The sequence below is a fragment of the Nocardiopsis sp. YSL2 genome (assembly GCF_030555055.1).
Taxonomy (GTDB): Bacteria; Actinomycetota; Actinomycetes; order Streptosporangiales; family Streptosporangiaceae; genus Nocardiopsis.
Genome location: NZ_JAMOAO010000001.1, coordinates 64,445 through 80,943 on the forward strand (window position 1 = coordinate 64,445; position 16,499 = coordinate 80,943).

Here is a 16,499-nt window from a genome sequence, read left to right on the forward strand (position 1 = left end):
CTCTAGGTCAAGGGCAAGGGGCCCAGCCGGAACGTCAAGCATCTCCCGACACCAAGATGTCAAGGAGATCCTGAGACCCCACACCGCCACCGCCGCCGGTGCCACCCCTGCGAGTTCGCGGCCACCCGTGACTACGGCGGCTTCCTCCGTCCCACCAAACGCGACCTCAACCAGCCCGGCATGATGGGCATCGCCTCAGATCCACCAAGTCCCGAATCCCAACCTCCACGATGATCCGCTGCTCCATTTCGGAAGCGACGACTGAACCCCCGCGATGGCGGCATCCACGAGGGCGAGGTGGCGGAGGCAGCGGCGCCCGTGGGGCGACGAGGAGATCGGGCGGAGGCCGGACGACTACGGCCGCTCGTCTACGTCCAGTCCACCCCGAGCGAGCCCTCACCGTCTTCATTACCTCGACTAGGCACGTCGGCGACGCGGCATTGGGTTCCTTTTAGTTTGACCACCCCACTTATGGGATGATCCCTGCGTGACGGAGAGAGAGACCCGATGACTCGCGGCCGACTGGCAGATCAAGCGGCGGGCGGTCTGCGAGTCGCGACGACTCCTGCCAGGGCCAGTCATGGTCCATGAAGACCCTCCACTGGGAAACCGGAGGTCGCGTCCTACCCACAGACCTGATGGACTGCCCGACCATCGTCATGTGGCTGGAGTTGAGCAAAGGCTACGAGCGGGCGCTGCTGTCTTGACACTCCCAGATCGAGCACCCGCGCCTGCGCTGCCGATCTCGTAGCACCAGCAACCTTTAAAGCAACAGCGGGTGCCATTTTTCCTCCATGGCAGAAATTAGAGATTATATGCCAACGAACAATCAAGGCAGTGGCCAAACAAGAAAGGAGCTGTTGAGTTTTCACCACCCCGAAACCACCTTAAACCTGAATCACAGCTACACCCAGAACGGTCGACACCGAAACATTCACTGAATTTCATATATAATCGGGCAGACGCCCCAGTCCATTTTAGCAATCTTTGAATTAGGATTTCACGTGATTCCGGAATTTGTCTCCTGCCTCCGCGAAAAGGTAGGTTCTGACCACCTGTTGTGGCTACCGGGGGTGAACGCTGTAGTTGTTGATCACAGTGGTAGTGTGCTTTTGCAGAAACGATCTGACAACCGGGAGTGGTCCCTACTCAGTGGCATTCTCGATCCGGGGGAACAGCCCGCAGATGGTGTGGTGCGGGAGGTTCTAGAGGAGACCGGTGTTCAGGTGGTGCCTGAATGCCTCGTCAGCGTCACGGTTTCCCCCGCGGTGAGGCATCCTCACGGGGATCGGGCCCAGTACCTGGAGCTAACCTTTCGATGCCGACCGGTGGATCATCTCCAAGAAGCCCATGCGGCCGATGATGAGTCACTCGAGGTTGCATGGTTTGCCCCGGATCGGTTGCCGCACATGAGCCGCCGTATTCAGGATCGCATCGAACTAGTACTCAGTGGTCGCACCACCGCGTGGTTCACTCCAGCGCGTTAACGCACCGCACCAAAGCGAAGGCCTCTGCCGCCTCATGGCCAACCTGAGCACCCCGAACCTGGGCCTGCACGTGCATGCCCTGGTAAGAGCGTGGATGGGGCCAGGGACGCATCTCAGAGTCATAGATCCTCAGAGCTTGATTTTTCAGTTCCTGGGCGGCTGGGGTGAGCGGTTGAAACCAGGTGGGTTGGAAGGGCGTCGTAGCCCATTCGGTGGCCGATCGAATCTCCCATGCCAGCAGGGCACGGACCGGCGAGCCGGGCAGGGGACGAGCCGCAGTAGCGGTGCAGTGCGCCGTGATCTGGTGGTCCAGGCTCAGGTCGGCCGGAGAATGGGAGTAAATCCGCGTGGGCCGCCACTGACCGATGACTTCCTCAACCTGCTGGACGATGTCCAGCCGCTCGACAGTGTCGAACCGGTTGTCCGGCAGCGCTCCCAGGTGGAGCTCTGCGCCGTAGAGATGGGCAACCGCGCGGGCACAGTCGGCACGGTGCTGGTGAACCTGGGTGTGGTCGATACCGGAACGGCTACTGGCAGTGCTGCTGAGGACGAGAATGCACAGTTGGTCTCCTGCGGCGGCATGCATGGCCAGGGTTCCTCCCGCGCCAATGATCTCGTCGTCTGCATGCGCAGCCACGGCCAGGACTCGTTCTGAACTCGTCATGGGTTCCTTCAGGGTGTTGATTGGTGCGGCGCGCAAGGCATCGCGTCGGTCCTAAGGGTGTTGAAGATGGTGCAGTGGGTGATGGGAGGGGCGTAGACACAGTTCGTACGTCCCCGGTCGAGTGTCAGCGGAAAGGAGCATGCCCCTGTTTCTCAGGGCGTGCTCGACGAGTCGGAGTCCTCAGGGCTCGGTTCGTATGGGAACGCGAAGTGGTGTGCGCGTACATATGTGTTCCAAGATCGCAGTCGGCCCATACTCCCGTTGGAGGTCCACTACCTGGGTAACTGTTCCGACCTGGTGATCTGGTGCGGGGTGCGGGCGACTTCACCAGCCAGGACCGCGCAACCGACCAATGCACTTCCGGTGCGCAGCCTAGTCGGTGCGTAGAGCGCTCGACCGAGGCGGTGAGGTGCTCGAGTCTGGTCGATCCAGGAAGGGACTTGGTATGTGCCCCCGTCAGCGGGGCGATACCAGGATGTGGTTGCCAGAGGGTTACGTTAATCGAGGAGGGCATTGACTGCTTCGGTGTGCGGAATGAAGCAGAACGTGAAGGTGCTCAGAGCGACAGGGTCTCAACCGTCGGGCACGGGAGGGGATCGGTCACGGTCGTACCTCACGGAGGGACGACCTCGCGTGAAGGCCGTTAGGAGCAGGCGTGTCGCACGGGGTTCCTACCAGATCCCTCAGCCTTGCGCGTTCACGGTAGGTCTGGGCCAGAGCATGCTCCCAAGAGAGGGCGGGCACATGTCCGTAGGTATCAGTAAACAGACGCATGTCAGCGGTGAAGGAACGGATTTCGTTGGTGCGGGCGGGCGCATGGACGATTTTGCCCCTGCCAGTCAGTTCCAGGACTGACTCGGCTATCTGATGAACGGTTATGGTGCGACCGGAGCCGAGATTAACCACGGACGCCAGATTGGGTTCGTCCAGAATCCGCTGAATCATCAGCATTGCGTCATCGATGTGGGTCAGATCTCGGGATTGGGTCCCGTCGCCCTCGATCGTGAGCTGTCCGTCGTGGGCGGCAGCGTCCAGGAAGGCTGGAACAACCGCATCGGCGCCTTCTGCTGGCCCGAAGATATTAAAGAATCGGACGACACCGATCTGTTGGTAGGCATTTAAAAGGGGACGGTACACGGCGGCGAGGAGTTCGCTGGCGGTCTTTCCAGTCGCGTACGGCGAGCGGGGCACGCATTGACAGGTCTCGGCTAACGGACCGGGCCGGTCGCCGTAAACCTCGCAGGTGGACGCCATCAGCAGGCGCCGGGCTCTAGAGCCAGCGAATGTGCGCAGAATGTGATGGTCGACGGAGAGATTGTGTGACAGGGCACTAGGGTCGGCGAAACTGCCGGGGACGGATTTGCGTGCGGCCAGGTGCACGATGGTATCGACGCTGTCCAAGTCCGTAGAGTGCAGGGCGCGCACGTCGCGGCGATCCAGCCCGGGAGGAGAGGGCAGCAGGCTGGGCACCGACAGGTCGTCCAGTGGGTGGACGGTGATGCCGCGTTGGCGTAGAAGGCTAGTGAGCGCGCCGCCGATGAAGCCGGCAGCGCCGGTGATCAAAACCGAGTCCACAAGCGTGCTTTCTAGAGGGGGTGATGAACAAACCGGGCCAGGTTTGGCACGGCGATTTAACAGTGCGGTGTATGTGAGGTTCAATCGGACAAATTCAGTGATCTTCTGACATCTTCTCCCAGGAACGAAGCCCAGATCCTCAATACTCTTCTGATCCTCAGGTGGTTTTTACACCTTAAAATTAGAACGGCCACTAGGTTTGGTATAATTTAGCTATAATCTCCCGCGAATATGTCATCTCGTCCACACCGACATCACAGCATCACACAAGGGAAAAACCCATCAATGCCCGATGAACTCGTCGAAGAAGGTCTTGATAATTGACTCGACCTTCGAAACAGGAAGAGCCGCCGGGTCGGCGAATATGCGTACGCCCAAGTCATGATCGTCTGACGAAATGATGATCCCAAATCTGGGGATTTCGTAGGGCACCCGATCCCCGTGCCAGAGGAAGTACGGAGGCAATTCCGGGGCGATGCCGTCAGGCCGGGGCGGGAAGACGTATCCGTGCTGAAAGTTCACGAAGTGGCTCACCGCCCCGAACCCCACACGATCGGCACCCGGATGTGCGACTTCCAGCAGGGCGTCCAGATCACCCTGGTCGTATGCGGCGCTCTGATAGGCCGCCATCTGACTGCGCCGGATCTCACCCGCCAGTTCTCGTGTCGACTTGCCGGCGGTCCTGACGCCGAGAGCGGTGTTCTGGGCCAGCATGCCGACATACCCGTCCGCTCCCGGAAGGAATCTGTTGGAGCTTGTCAGGCCGAGTGGGAAGACGTCCGTCGCGGAGTGGTGTGCGAGGGACCTTACCAGCGAGGCCAGAGCCACGGCGGAAACCGGTGACTTCCATCTCCCGGAGAGCTCACTGATTTTTGCACCCAGGCCAACGCCATGACCAAGAACCACGGGGAACCCTTCTCGGCCCACGTTCTCCATGGCGTTATCTCGCGGGAACAGTGAGACCGGATGCGCACGAAGCAGCTCATCGAAGTACGTCAGGCTACGCCGGTTGACGGAAGCACCGGCGGAGGAACGCTCCTTTTCTGCCCAATCCAAGGGCTGCTTGCTGGGCGGGGCGAGATCTTTGTCTCCCCTGACAACCTCCATAAACTCGCCCTCGAGAACACCACACGCGTAGCCGTCCACGGCGAGGTGGGAGACGACCACCGCCAGGAACACCGGTTCGCCGTCCGCCAGCAGGACCTGGAATCTGATGGGGAACTCTTCGTTGAGCCGGAAGTCCTGCGCCGCCATGTCGCCGGCGGCTTCCTCCGCGTCTGCCTCCGTCGCCTCGTGGCCGACGTCCCTCACTGTTATCTGGAACGATCCGCATCCGCGGACGCGCTGGATCGGCTCCCCGTCACCGTGGAAGAAGATGTGGGTGCGCAGGGCCTCATGCCTCTCCACCAGCGTTCGCACGGCAGAGCAGACGAGTTCCAGATTGGCACCCGCAGGAATCCGCCAGTGCTGACGGAGGGAGAACTGGCGGCGATTCATCGGATGTCCCGCCAGGATCGTCCAGTAGTGGCGCTGGCCCCATGTGAGGGGACCGTGCCTGTCCTTGAAGCCCTCGAAGTTCTCGACCCTGGTAGTAGCCAATGGACGACCTTTCCGTGTCACTCGCTGTTGGTGGTCGGTGCGGCAAGTCCGGAGGCCACTTCGCGCACCGTCGCGTGATCGAAGATCCTCTCCACGTCGAAGTCAAGGTCCAGCTCCGCCTGGAGCATGACGGCGAGCCGCATCGCGAGCAGGGAGTCCCCTCCCAGCGCGTAGAAGTCGTCGTCAAGGCCTACATGCGGCACTGCAAGCGCCTCACGGAACAGCCGCGCCACCACTTCCTCCAGCTCCCCAGCCGATTCCGGTGCCGATGCTTCGGACACCGGCCGCCCGGGGGGCACGTCGAGCGCGAGAAGATCAGTCTTTCCTGCCGGGGTGAGCGGTAGCTCCTTGAGGACGACGACGGTCTCGGGGACCATGTAAGAGGGGAGGCGGTGGCGTAGCCTCTGGCGGAGTTCATCGGGCGTGGCCTGGCCACTGCGGCCATCCAATACGGTCCAGGCCAGGAGCCGGCCCTCACGTACGTCGACGGCTGCGGCCGCGACATCGGGGGTCTCCAGCAGCACCTGTTCGATCTCTCCTGGCTCGATGCGGTAGCCGTGCAGCTTGAGTTGTCTGTCGATCCGGCCGAGTACCTCCAGCCTGCCGTCCAACAAAGTCCGTGCGTGGTCTCCGGTGCGAAACATCCGCCCGTGCGGCCCGGCGTAAGGGTCCGGCACGAAGCGGCCCGCGGTGAGTTCGGGCCGGTTCCAGTAGCCGTCGGCCACACCGTCGCCGCCGATGCACAGCTCACCGACACAGCCGAGGGGGACGAGGTCTCCGCGCGAGTCGAGCACCCGCAGGAAGGTATTGGAGATGGGGCGTCCGACGCTGATCCGTGTGGTGCCGGCGTGGATCCGTTCGAAGCTGGAGTAGACGGTGGTCTCGGTCGGTCCGTACATGTTCCACACCGATTCCCCCCGCTTGGCGAGTGGTTCGACCAGGTCGGCGGGGAACGCCTCGCCACAGCTGTAGAGGCGGGGACGGCCGACGCCGCGCCAACCGGAGTCGAGCAGGGCCCGGTAGCGGGACGGGGTGGCCTGCAGCACCGTGATGGCGTTCTTGGCCGTATAGGCGTCGACTGCTCTGCCGCTGAGCGCGAGTGAGCCGCCTCCGACGTGCACCGTGGCCCCGACCGCGAGTGGCACCAGGAGTTCAGCCAGCGAGGTGTCGAAGGTGAGAGTGGTCAGTGCCAGGAACCGGTCGTCGGGCCCGAGACCCGGATGGCGCAGGGCCAGGCTGTCCACCAGGTTGGCGAGGGCGAGGTGGCCGATGGCGACGCCCTTGGGACGACCTGTGGAACCGGACGTGTAGATGACATAGGCCAGGGAGTCCGCGACGGCGCCGGGCAGGCCGTCGGAAGCGGCTGACGTGCTCGGTCCCTGTCGAGCGAGGTCGAGGACGTGCCCGTTCCAGCACTCCGGGAGGCGCGCGGCATCGTCAGTGAGCACGAGCGTTGGCGCGGCGTCGCGCAGGATGTAGGCGGTGCGGTCAGCGGGATGGTCCGGGTCCAGCGGTACGAAAGCGGCTCCCGTACGGGCGATCGCGAGTAACGCCGTGACCAGGTCGGCGCCGCGTCCCAGGCAGACGCCGACACGGTCACCGGGTCCGGCTCCAAGGGAGGCGATGCGGTGGGCGAGGGCGGTGGCCCGGGCGTCCAGGTCTCGGTAGGTGTAGGTGACTGTGTCGCAGACGACTGCGGGGTGGTCGGGGCGTTCGGCGAGTGCCTTGTCGATCAGGCCTGGGAGCAGCGTACGAGGCGGGGTGCGGTCGACGTCGTCGCCGTTCCAGTGGTCGAGAAGCAGAGTCCGTGTCTCTTCCGGAACCGCGAGGAGTGCACGTACGGGCACGTCCGGACGGTCGGCGAGGCGCCCGAGCACGGCCGTCGTGTGAGCGAGCGTGCGCCGGGCCTCGTCCTCATCGAACACCCCGGCGTCCACGACGAGTCGGAGTAGCAGTTCACCGTCGTCCCGCACGACGAGGGTGGCCTGATAGTTGGTGCGGGTTTCGTGGGTCACGGCCGATATCCGCGGCGCCGTCCCTGCGGGCCGGGCCCGGGACGGATCCGGATGGTCCTCGAAGACGACGACGGTGTCGAACAGGGACACACCATGCTCGGTGCCAGCCCAGTGCTGGATGTCGAGAAGGGGTGTGTGCCGGTGCTCTTGCACGTGGTGGCGGTCCTCCGAGTGCCTACTGAGCCATTCCTTGGCAGGGAGGCCGGGGTCGACACGGGCACGCACCGGCACGGTGTTGCTGAACATGCCGACCATGCGCTCGGCTCCGGGCAGGGGAGGCCGGCTCTCGACGGTGGTGCCCACCACCACGTCGTCGCGTCCGGAGTAGCGGGAGACGGTGCCTGCCCACGCGGCCTCGACCAGACCGAGGAGGCCGGTGGAGCAGGTGGCAGCCACATCGCGCAGCCGACGGGTGGTCTCAGCGGGGATGCTCGCTCGTACCGTGCGGAACCGGCCGGAAGGCTTGGCGCCAGGACGTACGCCGGCCAAGGTGAGCACCGCGGGTTCGTGGTACCCGGCCAGGTATTCGGTCCAGAAGGCGCGGTCGCCCTGGGAGTTCCGACATCCCAGCCAAGCGATGTGCTCGTGAAATTCCGGTGCCCTGGGTGTCTGACACACGTCCACACCGCCGAGTTCGGCGATGACCTCGGCTACCAGCGATGCTGCGGACCGGCCGTCGAGGATCAGGTGATGGTAGGCCCAGACCATCAGGTGCTCCGTCGGGCCCAGACGCAGGACCAGCAGCCGGATCAGCGGAGGCCGGGCCAGATCGAAGGGTTCGGCGCTCAGCCGGTCTGTCCGTGCCGCTACCTCCTCCGCCTTCGCAGCTCCGGTCAGGTCCGACAGGTCGTGGTGGTCGACTGGCACGCTCGCCTCCGGGAACACCGTCTGGCGCGGAGGACTGACGCGTTCGTGGACGAATGCGGTGCGCAGCACGGTGTGCCGTCCGGTCGCGGCCTGCCAGGCCGCCGTGAGTGCGCCGACGTCCAGGGCCCCGCTCACACGGAAGGCGGCCGTTTCGACGTACAGACTGTGGTCAGCGCACGCCGTGCTGTGGAACAGAATTCCTTCCTGCGCGGCGGAGAGCGGGTAGCCGTCCTTGATGTCCCTCACTGGATGTCCCCTCCGCGGGTGTCTCGAACGGCCGCGTCCAAATCGAGGAGGACGTTGTCGGGGAATGCCTCGACAAGGGAAATCGCCGGGGAACGACCGACTGAGAGGAGGGAGGACCTCGACGTCCAGCTGACCTCTCCCTCGTCGAGTGGCGAACCCTCATGGATCCCCAAGGGTCTGCGAAACACCCCGAGGCCGTACTTGTTCAACAGCACTCCCAGAGGCGTACGGGAGGTCAGGAGCTCCTCACCCATCGCCGTCGGAATCGCTTCGAGCCGGGTGATCGACCGGGCCCGCACGTACGTACGGGCACTGTGCTCACCCGCGAGGTCCACGTCACGCACGAGCACCGGCCCCTTCGCCGGCGGGAGGGGGCCCTGGGGCGCGGCGGTCCCGGAGATCACGTGCTGTGCCAGACGATCGACGATGATCCGTTCCCCGGCGAAGTGCCCGAGAAGGAGCGTCAGCGTTCCGTCAGTCATAAGAAGCGCTTGCCCCACGGGGCCGAACCTGGTGAGTTGACGACGGGGGTGGGAGACATGCTCACTGTCGGTGTACATCACGGAGGGTCTTTCCGGTCGCTGATCGCGGCAACTCCGATACGAGGTCGATACGTCGCGGAATCTGGTGTGCTTCCAGGTGCTTCCGGCACCAGCCCACCAGCTCCTCAACCGACGTCGGGCCTTTCGCAACGGCGCGCGCCACGGGCACGTGTCCGTAGGCGTGGTGGGCCTCCGGAAGGACCTGGACCTCGCTCACGGCCGGGTGGCCCCTGAGAACGGACTCAATCTCGGACGGGTTCACCTTCTTGCCCCCGACGTTGATGACGCTCCCCCTGCGTCCGACAATGCGGATCCCGGCGGTCGCCGACCGTACGAGGTCGCCGGTGCGGTACCAGCCCTGGTCCGTTTCCAAAGGGACGAAGCCGTCCGGCCCGAGTCGGCCGACGGCGAGCGACTCCGTCTTGAGGAGGAGTTCTTCTCCCTCGTCCACCTGGTCCAGGCGTGTTCGCACCCCCGGGAGGGGCTCTCCCACGACGGCCGTATCCGCGAGGGCAGGGGCCAAGGTCACGGCGCCGGCCTCCGACGACCCGTAGCAGTTGAAAAGGGTGAAGGAGCTCTTCTCCCGCAGGGCAGCGGCCACACCTTCGGCCAGCGGCGCACCGGCTGACACGGCACGGCGCAGGGTGGACTGGAAAAGGTCCTGGGAGGAGGCAAGCATGCGGTAGTGCGCGGGCAGGGCGATCAAGGTGCGGGCCCGGTGTTCCCTCGCGCCTCGTACCAGTTGCGACGGCACCGAGCGCGTGGGGAGGTAGCGAGTGGGGGCCCCGATCGTCAGCGTGCCCACGAGGCCGTAGTTGAAGGCGTAGACGTGGAAGAGCGGGGCGCACACGATGACCGGGCTCTTTGCTCCATAGTCCAGGAACGCCGCGACACGTCGGCCGTCGGCCAGCACGGCCTCCGCGGTCCTGACCACACCTGTGGGTGCTCCAGTGGACCCGGAGGTGCGAAAGGTGTGCGTGCGCTGCGGGAGTCTCACAGGCACATCGCCCTCAGGCGCAGGAGAAGTCCACAAGGAGAGGGTGTCCGAAGCCTTCCAAACCTTCGCACCGGGCACCGGGACGTCCGTGATGGTCGCTCCAATGGCCGGGTGAACCGTCTCCGGATCCTCATGGACGACCGGTGTGCCCACGAGGTCACAGGCAAGGAGTACGACGGCCGCCGCCACGGGATCGTGGACACGCAGGCTCACCGGCCCCTCCGGGATCGTGTGCGCGTAGCGCTCGGAGGCGGAGAGCAGTTCGAGAAAGGTGTGTGTGCCGTCGCGTGTGGTGATCGCGATAGAACGGTGCTCAGCCGCCTCTCTCACCGCGTCGAAAAGAACGGGTCTGGTCATTGCCCCCTCCATCGGAGGATCGGGAGTTCTCTTAGCGAGGCGACCGAGGTGACGCCAGGCCTCGGCGCCAGGGTCGCGGCGCCCACGACGTAGGTCCTGACTCCGGCGCGCACGCCCTGGTCGGAGTCCGCCTGTCCGTCACCGACATAGACCGCGCGCTCACGGTCGACGCCGAGGGTCCGGAGCGCGGCCAGGAGCCCGCACGGGTCGGGTTTGGGCGGCTCTGCGTCCTCCCGGGCCGTGAGGAGGGGGACGGACAGCCCTGCGGAATCCAGGAGCATCTGCGCCTCAACCCGTGACCTGCCTGTACAGACTCCCAGCGCGACCCCTGATCCTCGCAGCCTCGAGACAAGGGCGTGTGCACCAGGCATGGGACGCACGGTCCCCGACAGACGGCCGAAGGCGATCCGGTAGGCAGCGAATCCCGAGGACAGCCGGTCCTCCCCCACCAAGGACGACAGGGTCTCCAGGTCCGTCGGACGCTGGCGATCCGCGAAGCTCTCACTGTCCGGTACGGGCAGCCCGACAGTGCGCACGGCGTGGCGCAGGCTCGCCACATGCGCCCTCCAGGAGTCGACAAGGGTGCCGTCGAGATCGAAGACGACCGCTGAGGATTGCGTGTTCACCGGATCGCGAGCCCCACCTTCGCCGCAGCGGGGGTGTAGGCGCACACGGAGAGGACCGTGTTAATCAACCCCAGGGTGATCGCGGCGCCTGAGGCCATCCCCAACCGCATGTCCAGATCGAGAAGCGGCCGGAGTCCGAGTTCGTCCAGTACGAACTCGTGTGCTGGTTCGGTCGAGCGGTGGGCGGCGACGAGGTAACCCGCGGCGTCAGGGCACAGACGGGTGGCGACCAGCGCGGAGACCCCGGTGATAAACCCGTCCAGAACGACAACGCGTCCGGCGCGGGCAGCTGCAAGGATCACTCCGACGTTGCCGCAGATCTCGAAGCCGCCGAGCGCGGCGAGCAAGCGGAGCGGGTCGTCCGGATGGTTCTCCGTTCTCACGAGCGCGGTCTCGACCAGGCCCACTTTGCGTTCCACCGATTCGGCCCCGGATCCCGCCCCGGGGCCGACGACGGCGGTCGCGGGTAGCCCTAGAAGACGGGCGGTCAGCGCGGCGGCCGACGTGGTGTTGCCGACCCCGATCTCTCCGACCCCCAGGGCCGAGAAGCCCCGGAGCAAGCGCTCCTCCGCGAAGGAGGCCCCGTTGGCGACCGCGTCACGGGCCTGGTCCACGGTCATCGCGTCCCGCACGGACAGGTCCTCCGTGCCGTTCGCGACCTTGTACCTGCGCGTCCCGACCGTGTTCGCCATCCCGAAGTCCGCCACCTCCACCCGAGCGGGTACTCGGGCGGCCAGGTGGTTCACAGGGGCGTCGCCGGAGGAGATGAGGGAGAACACCGAGGACGTCGTACCGTGTAGAAAGCGGGAAACACCCTTCTTGGCCACTCCGTGGTCCCCGGCGATCACACTGACCACCGCTGGGAGGGGGCCCGGATCCGCGTCTCCCAGAATCACTGCCACTCGTTCGGCAAGGGCGTCAAGCGAGCCGAGACTGCGGAGCGGCCGTGCCCGAGTCAACTGACGTACCTCCCAGAGACGTGCCGTGCGCGTCGACGGAGCCCGGATCTGTGAGCAGAAGCCATCGAGCGCCTCAGACACGGTTCGCCTCCCCTGTCAAAGACCCCACCAGAGTGGACAGGCGCTCGGCGAAGAGTTCCACTGTGAAGTGCTCTTGAATGCGCTTCCTAGCCGCCTCGCCCCGCGCCATGGCGGTCTGTCGATCGCTGAGTGCCAGGTCGAGCTGTTCCCGCAGGTCTTCCGGATCGATGACACGGTGCCTGAGCGAGTCGGAAACCGGGACCCTGAACCCGTATTCGTCAGTCGGGATCAACTCATTGAGTGAGTCCACGGAGGACACGACCACAGGTTTGGCGAACGACATCATCTCGGCACACACGTAGCAGAACGACTCCCATAGGCTCGGAACCACGGCAACATCCGCCGTCGCCATCCACGCCAGTGCGTCAAGGTGGGAGGCATCCCCGGCGAACGTGACCCTGTCCCGGAGATCGAGGTCGAGAGCCAGGCTCCGCAACTTCTCTGCCTCGGGGCCCACACCCACGAGCACCAAGTGGGAGGGATTGGTGGTCTCGGACAGTGCTCTCAGGAGCGGAGAGAACCCCTTGAACGGCACAAGGCGCCCGCAGGCCACGACGAGGGGCTTCTCGCCGGCGTCGGCAGGCAACGACGCCCGCAAGGTCGCTGGTCGAGTACTCCCAGCGACCGCGTCAATCTCCTCGAAATCCACGCCCAGGTGTACGACGCTGCGGGATCGGTCGAGATCCGGATAGTGGCCCTCGATACCCTTCCGCAGAGCGTCACTGATGAATACCGTGTGATCGCTTCCACGGATCGCTTTCTCCTCCAACGCTAGGAGGTCGGACGCTCGGGCCGTGACTCCGTTGGTGACCTGGTGCGCACCCTCGTCGTAGGGCGTGCTTCCGCGAAAGTCCTGAAGGAGAATGTTGAGAAGCGGAACGTCGTATCGTCGTGCGAGTGCGGCCGCTTCGGGATAGCAGAACAGGTCCGGGAAGACGACGATGTCAGGAGGACCGCACTCCCTTACCGCGCCCTCTGCGGCGGCGAACAGACCACGGTGGGTCCGCATGCTCTGGTCGCGCAGACCTGTGTGCTCGTCGTAAACTCTCTGTGCACCAGACCGGTACACCCGTGCCGAGCCGTCCTGTTCCCCTGCGGAACCGGAGGTACCGGAACCGGAGGAGACGACGGAGACCCGACACCCCATTCGTGCCAAACCTCTGGCCACGTCGCGTGCGGCGGTGCTCGTCCCTCCGACGGAAATGGGCGGGTACTCGCGCGAGAACACTACGATGTGTGGACCGTTCATGGGTGCGCTCCGATCGTGTCCCGTACCGGGAACCGCTCCGCCTTTCGCCACACCGCATGCCCGGGAGCGCTCCCGGGCAGGTAGGGATGGCCAGCCAGCACGCGCTCGGCTCTGGGTGCCTCGGGGACGCCCTCCCCGAACGCCATGTGAGGGGAGCCCACCCGTATCGCTCCCCGTGGTGCGGGCGCAGCGGACCCCTCAAGGGCCGCTGGCTTGATCGCCCACGAGCCGTGGCCGAGGCACAGAATAAACTCCTCAATCCCGAACGCCCGGTAGCAGTCGGTGTCGTGGAGGAGCAGGTCACGGCTGTTCGAAAGCATATGGAGAGGCTTATTCCGCTTATCGCTCTCCGAGCACGCCTTCAGGCCCAATCCATCGCCCAGGAACGTGGCGGAGGGCTGATCCCTCACTCGAAGCCCTCCTTGCTCACGACAACGTCACCGAGCACCAGCAGGTCCATCCGGGTGTTGAGGAAGCAGCGCACAGCGTCGGCGGGCGTCTCGACAATCGGTTCATCTCGATCGTTGAACGAGGTGTTGAGCAGAACAGGCACGCCCGTCAATTCGCGGAACGCGGTGAGGAGTTCACACAGTCTGGGGTTCAGCGACCACGAGGCGGTTTGAAGTCGCGCGCTGCCGTCCACGTGTGTGACGGCGGGTATGACCGATCGCTTCTCCGCGCGCACCTGGGGGACCATCAGCATGTAGTAGGCGCTGACGTCCGAGTCGAAGTATTCGGTCTGGTGTTCCTCCAGAACGACTGGGGCGAAGGGGCGAAAGGCTTCGCGGTGTTTGACCTTCGCGTTAATAAGATCCTTCATCCCCGAATGGCGGGGGTCGGCGAGAATACTGCGGTTTCCCAGTGCCCGCGGACCCGACTCTGACCGGCCTTGGAACCACCCGACCACAGCACCGTCAGCGATCTTCCCGGCGATCTCCCGATACAGGTTGTCGGGGCGCGTGATCTTCAGAGGGGTGGAAGCCTCCCGAACCGCTCCATCGATCTCCTCCTGCGAGTACTCGCGTCCGAGATAGGGCGAAAATACCTGGTCAGCGGGTTTCCATGTCCTGTCGCCGAGGACGTAGTATCCGTGCAGAGCGGCACCGACTCCCGTTCCTGCATCGCCGGCTGCGGGAACGATGTGGATCCGCTTGAACGGGGTCTGCTGCAGAATCTTGAAATTCGCGACGCTGTTGAGCGCTACCCCGCCAGCCAGGCAGAGGTCATCCGAACCGGCCCGGTCGTGCAACCAGCGCGCGAGTTCGATCAGAATGTGTTCGGTATGGTGTTGGACAGCGTAGGCAAAGTCCGCCCGTACCCTGTCCCGTTCCGAAGATCCCGCTGCATGATCCATTTCTTTGGTGACCAGCTCGCGCAGATTGATCTGCTGTTCGGTGCTTTGTTGGAATCCTCCTTCGGCGATCCGGTAGAGGCCTTCGAATGCCGTGACGTACCTAGGGTTTCCGTAGGGGGCCAGTCCCATCGTCTTTCCCGGCTCGCCCGTGCCTCCCGGGCCGATAAAGCCGATCAGCTTGGACACTGTCTCGTACATCCAACCGACCGAATCCTCATAGGGATCGTCCGATCGGTTTTCCCTACGGGTGATCCTCCCGTGTCTGCCTCCGATGTAATCCAGACCGTCCGGTCCTCCCGTGTAATGAGAGACCGTCTCCCCGTACAGGAGCCCGCCCTTATCGACCGCGCTCCCGACCCCGTCGACGACCATGACCGCCGCGCGTTCGAACTGCGAAGTGTAGAAAGTACTGGCGGCATGCGCCAGGTGGTGCCCAATCCACTCGATCCTGTCGCGGTAGCGCAGTGTGTAGACGGGGTTGATGAAATCGTTGGCCACAACGGCGTCGACGTCGTCGACGGTGATCCCCGCTTCGGAGAGGACATAGTCCGCCGCAGCACACCTCTGGAGCCGGGGCCCCAGACCGAAGGCGATCTTCACTCTGCTCAGTCGCTCCTCCTCGACAGCGGAGACGACGTTCCCATCCTCCACCAAGCAGGCGCTGAAGTCGTGGTGGGAGCCACCCAATCCGAGTACGCGCATGTGTCCGTCCTTTCTTAAGGCGGCTCTATCCGCGGTGGTCGATAACGTAGTCGACCATTTTAGTGACGGAGCTGAACTTCTCGACTGTGAGCTCCTCATCAGGGATCGTGATACCGAACTCTGATTCCAGCCACACGAGGCTCTCCAGAATGCCAAGGGAATCGAATCCGGCAAATTCACGCAGATCCTTGTCCTCGGGCACCTCCTGGTCGCTCAATTCGGGAATGGTAGTGGCAATGTGCTTCGACACCAACTCGGCGATCTGCTTACGGTCGTTCATTTTGCACCCTTCATGAGATCTTCATAGGAGGTACCGTCCGCTGCGAGGACGGGGTCGAGATAATCGCGGTAAAGAGAGGAGGCATGGCCTACCGGGAGGGAACCCGTCCAGGGTTTGGCTGGCGAGGCGAAGTGAAGAACACGCGCGCCGTCTTCGACGGCGAGCAGCCGTTCCATGGGCATGAGTTCCTCCGCCTTGTACCTGATCCAGGGGGTTCGGTTGAGAGCTGAGAAAGGGAAGGCGTTCCACTCAGCGGGGAAGCGTTCCCAACGGTCGTCTGCCGCCCAGTTCAGGGCGTCCTGGTCCCAGAGCCGGATGTGCTGAGGGCACTCCTCGACGAAGCGGAACCCTCGCTCGAAGAGACCTTCTTCGCGGCTTCGTTCCAGATCAATGAGCATGAGACCGGAGTTAAAATACTCGCGGTCACCAGGAATTCCCAGCTCCTCCCATCCGGGCATCGCCTTACCGAAGCGATAGGCCGGGTTGGCTGGATCACGCACAGCACCGATGCACGCCCCGTGCAGGTCTGCATTAAGGACCTCTCGGAGGTCACCCAGCACCAAGAGGTCAGCGTCGAGATAGAGCACGCGTCCCACCTCGGGCAGGATTCGAGGCAACAGCATCCGCAGATAGTTCGCGTGGGCACCGCCGAAGGCGACGGGATACTCCATGGCCGGCAGGTCGACGCGATGAAGCCGGATCTCGATCCCCAGCCTCGATGCGTGATCGGCCAGGCGACGCTGGGACGCCTGAGGTAGTCCGGTATGCAGGACCCTGATATCAAGCGAGGAGACCAGATTATGGTCGCGTTCCCGGAGGGACTGCCAGGCCACCGTCAGCGGCAGGCAATACTTCTCGTCGACGGCGAAAGCCACGGTCGTGGTCGATGGGTGAGTACG

At 64.3% G+C, this 16,499-nt stretch carries 13 protein-coding genes; 1 reads left to right on the forward strand and 12 read right to left on the reverse strand.

Going from position 1 to position 16,499, the window contains the following annotated elements; genetic code table 11:
• The first annotated feature begins 1,073 nt into the window (after window positions 1-1,073).
• Complete coding sequence (locus M1P99_RS00265) at window positions 1,074-1,487, forward strand: NUDIX domain-containing protein (protein ID WP_369696575.1); 414 nt, start codon at window positions 1,074-1,076, stop codon at window positions 1,485-1,487.
• Here M1P99_RS00265 and M1P99_RS00270 read toward each other — a convergent pair.
• The 12 genes from M1P99_RS00270 to M1P99_RS00325 all read right to left on the reverse strand — a co-directional run bounded on the left by M1P99_RS00270 (window position 1,471) and on the right by M1P99_RS00325 (window position 16,475).
• On the reverse strand, window positions 1,471-2,151 hold the full coding sequence (locus M1P99_RS00270) for a PIG-L deacetylase family protein (protein WP_304450673.1): 681 nt from the start codon (window positions 2,149-2,151) through the stop codon (window positions 1,471-1,473). The two genes, M1P99_RS00265 and M1P99_RS00270, sit on opposite strands and share 17 nt — an antisense overlap.
• Window positions 2,152-2,751: 600 nt before the next feature.
• The gene (locus M1P99_RS00275; RefSeq protein WP_304450674.1) at window positions 2,752-3,714 is read right to left on the reverse strand and encodes an NAD(P)-dependent oxidoreductase; all 963 of its coding nucleotides are present in this window, start codon (window positions 3,712-3,714) and stop codon (window positions 2,752-2,754) included.
• Window positions 3,715-4,008: 294 nt separating this feature from the next.
• The gene (locus tag M1P99_RS00280) at window positions 4,009-5,325 is read right to left on the reverse strand and encodes a condensation domain-containing protein (protein ID WP_304450675.1); all 1,317 of its coding nucleotides are present in this window, start codon (window positions 5,323-5,325) and stop codon (window positions 4,009-4,011) included.
• A 17-nt stretch (window positions 5,326-5,342) separates the two neighbouring features.
• Window positions 5,343-8,453 carry an amino acid adenylation domain-containing protein gene (locus M1P99_RS00285; protein ID WP_304450676.1) on the reverse strand — a complete coding sequence of 1,037 codons (3,111 nt, stop codon included), beginning with the start codon at window positions 8,451-8,453 and terminating at the stop codon, window positions 5,343-5,345.
• Window positions 8,450-9,016, reverse strand: a complete 567-nt coding sequence (locus M1P99_RS00290; RefSeq protein ID WP_304450677.1) for a hypothetical protein — start codon at window positions 9,014-9,016, stop codon at window positions 8,450-8,452. Before M1P99_RS00290 ends, M1P99_RS00285 begins: the two co-directional genes overlap by 4 nt.
• Complete coding sequence (locus tag M1P99_RS00295) at window positions 8,997-10,349, reverse strand: class I adenylate-forming enzyme family protein (RefSeq protein WP_304450678.1); 1,353 nt, start codon at window positions 10,347-10,349, stop codon at window positions 8,997-8,999. Before M1P99_RS00295 ends, M1P99_RS00290 begins: the two co-directional genes overlap by 20 nt.
• Window positions 10,346-10,975: an HAD family hydrolase gene (locus M1P99_RS00300; protein ID WP_304450679.1), complete on the reverse strand. Its 630-nt coding sequence runs from the start codon at window positions 10,973-10,975 to the stop codon at window positions 10,346-10,348. The genes M1P99_RS00295 and M1P99_RS00300 overlap by 4 nt, the downstream gene beginning before the upstream one ends.
• Window positions 10,972-12,015: a nicotinate-nucleotide--dimethylbenzimidazole phosphoribosyltransferase gene (locus M1P99_RS00305; protein ID WP_304450680.1), complete on the reverse strand. Its 1,044-nt coding sequence runs from the start codon at window positions 12,013-12,015 to the stop codon at window positions 10,972-10,974. The genes M1P99_RS00300 and M1P99_RS00305 overlap by 4 nt, the downstream gene beginning before the upstream one ends.
• A complete protein-coding gene (locus M1P99_RS00310) occupies window positions 12,008-13,264 on the reverse strand; it encodes a glycosyltransferase family 4 protein (protein ID WP_304450681.1) in 1,257 nt (418 codons plus the stop codon). Before M1P99_RS00310 ends, M1P99_RS00305 begins: the two co-directional genes overlap by 8 nt.
• Before the next feature lie 406 nt (window positions 13,265-13,670).
• Window positions 13,671-15,320: a carbamoyltransferase C-terminal domain-containing protein gene (locus tag M1P99_RS00315; protein ID WP_304450682.1), complete on the reverse strand. Its 1,650-nt coding sequence runs from the start codon at window positions 15,318-15,320 to the stop codon at window positions 13,671-13,673.
• 25 nt (window positions 15,321-15,345) lie between these two features.
• The gene (locus M1P99_RS00320) at window positions 15,346-15,600 is read right to left on the reverse strand and encodes an acyl carrier protein (RefSeq protein WP_304450683.1); all 255 of its coding nucleotides are present in this window, start codon (window positions 15,598-15,600) and stop codon (window positions 15,346-15,348) included.
• Window positions 15,597-16,475, reverse strand: coding sequence for a glycosyltransferase family 8 protein (locus M1P99_RS00325; RefSeq protein ID WP_304450684.1), 879 nt, complete (start codon window positions 16,473-16,475; stop codon window positions 15,597-15,599). Before M1P99_RS00325 ends, M1P99_RS00320 begins: the two co-directional genes overlap by 4 nt.
• Window positions 16,476-16,499: the final 24 nt, after the last annotated feature.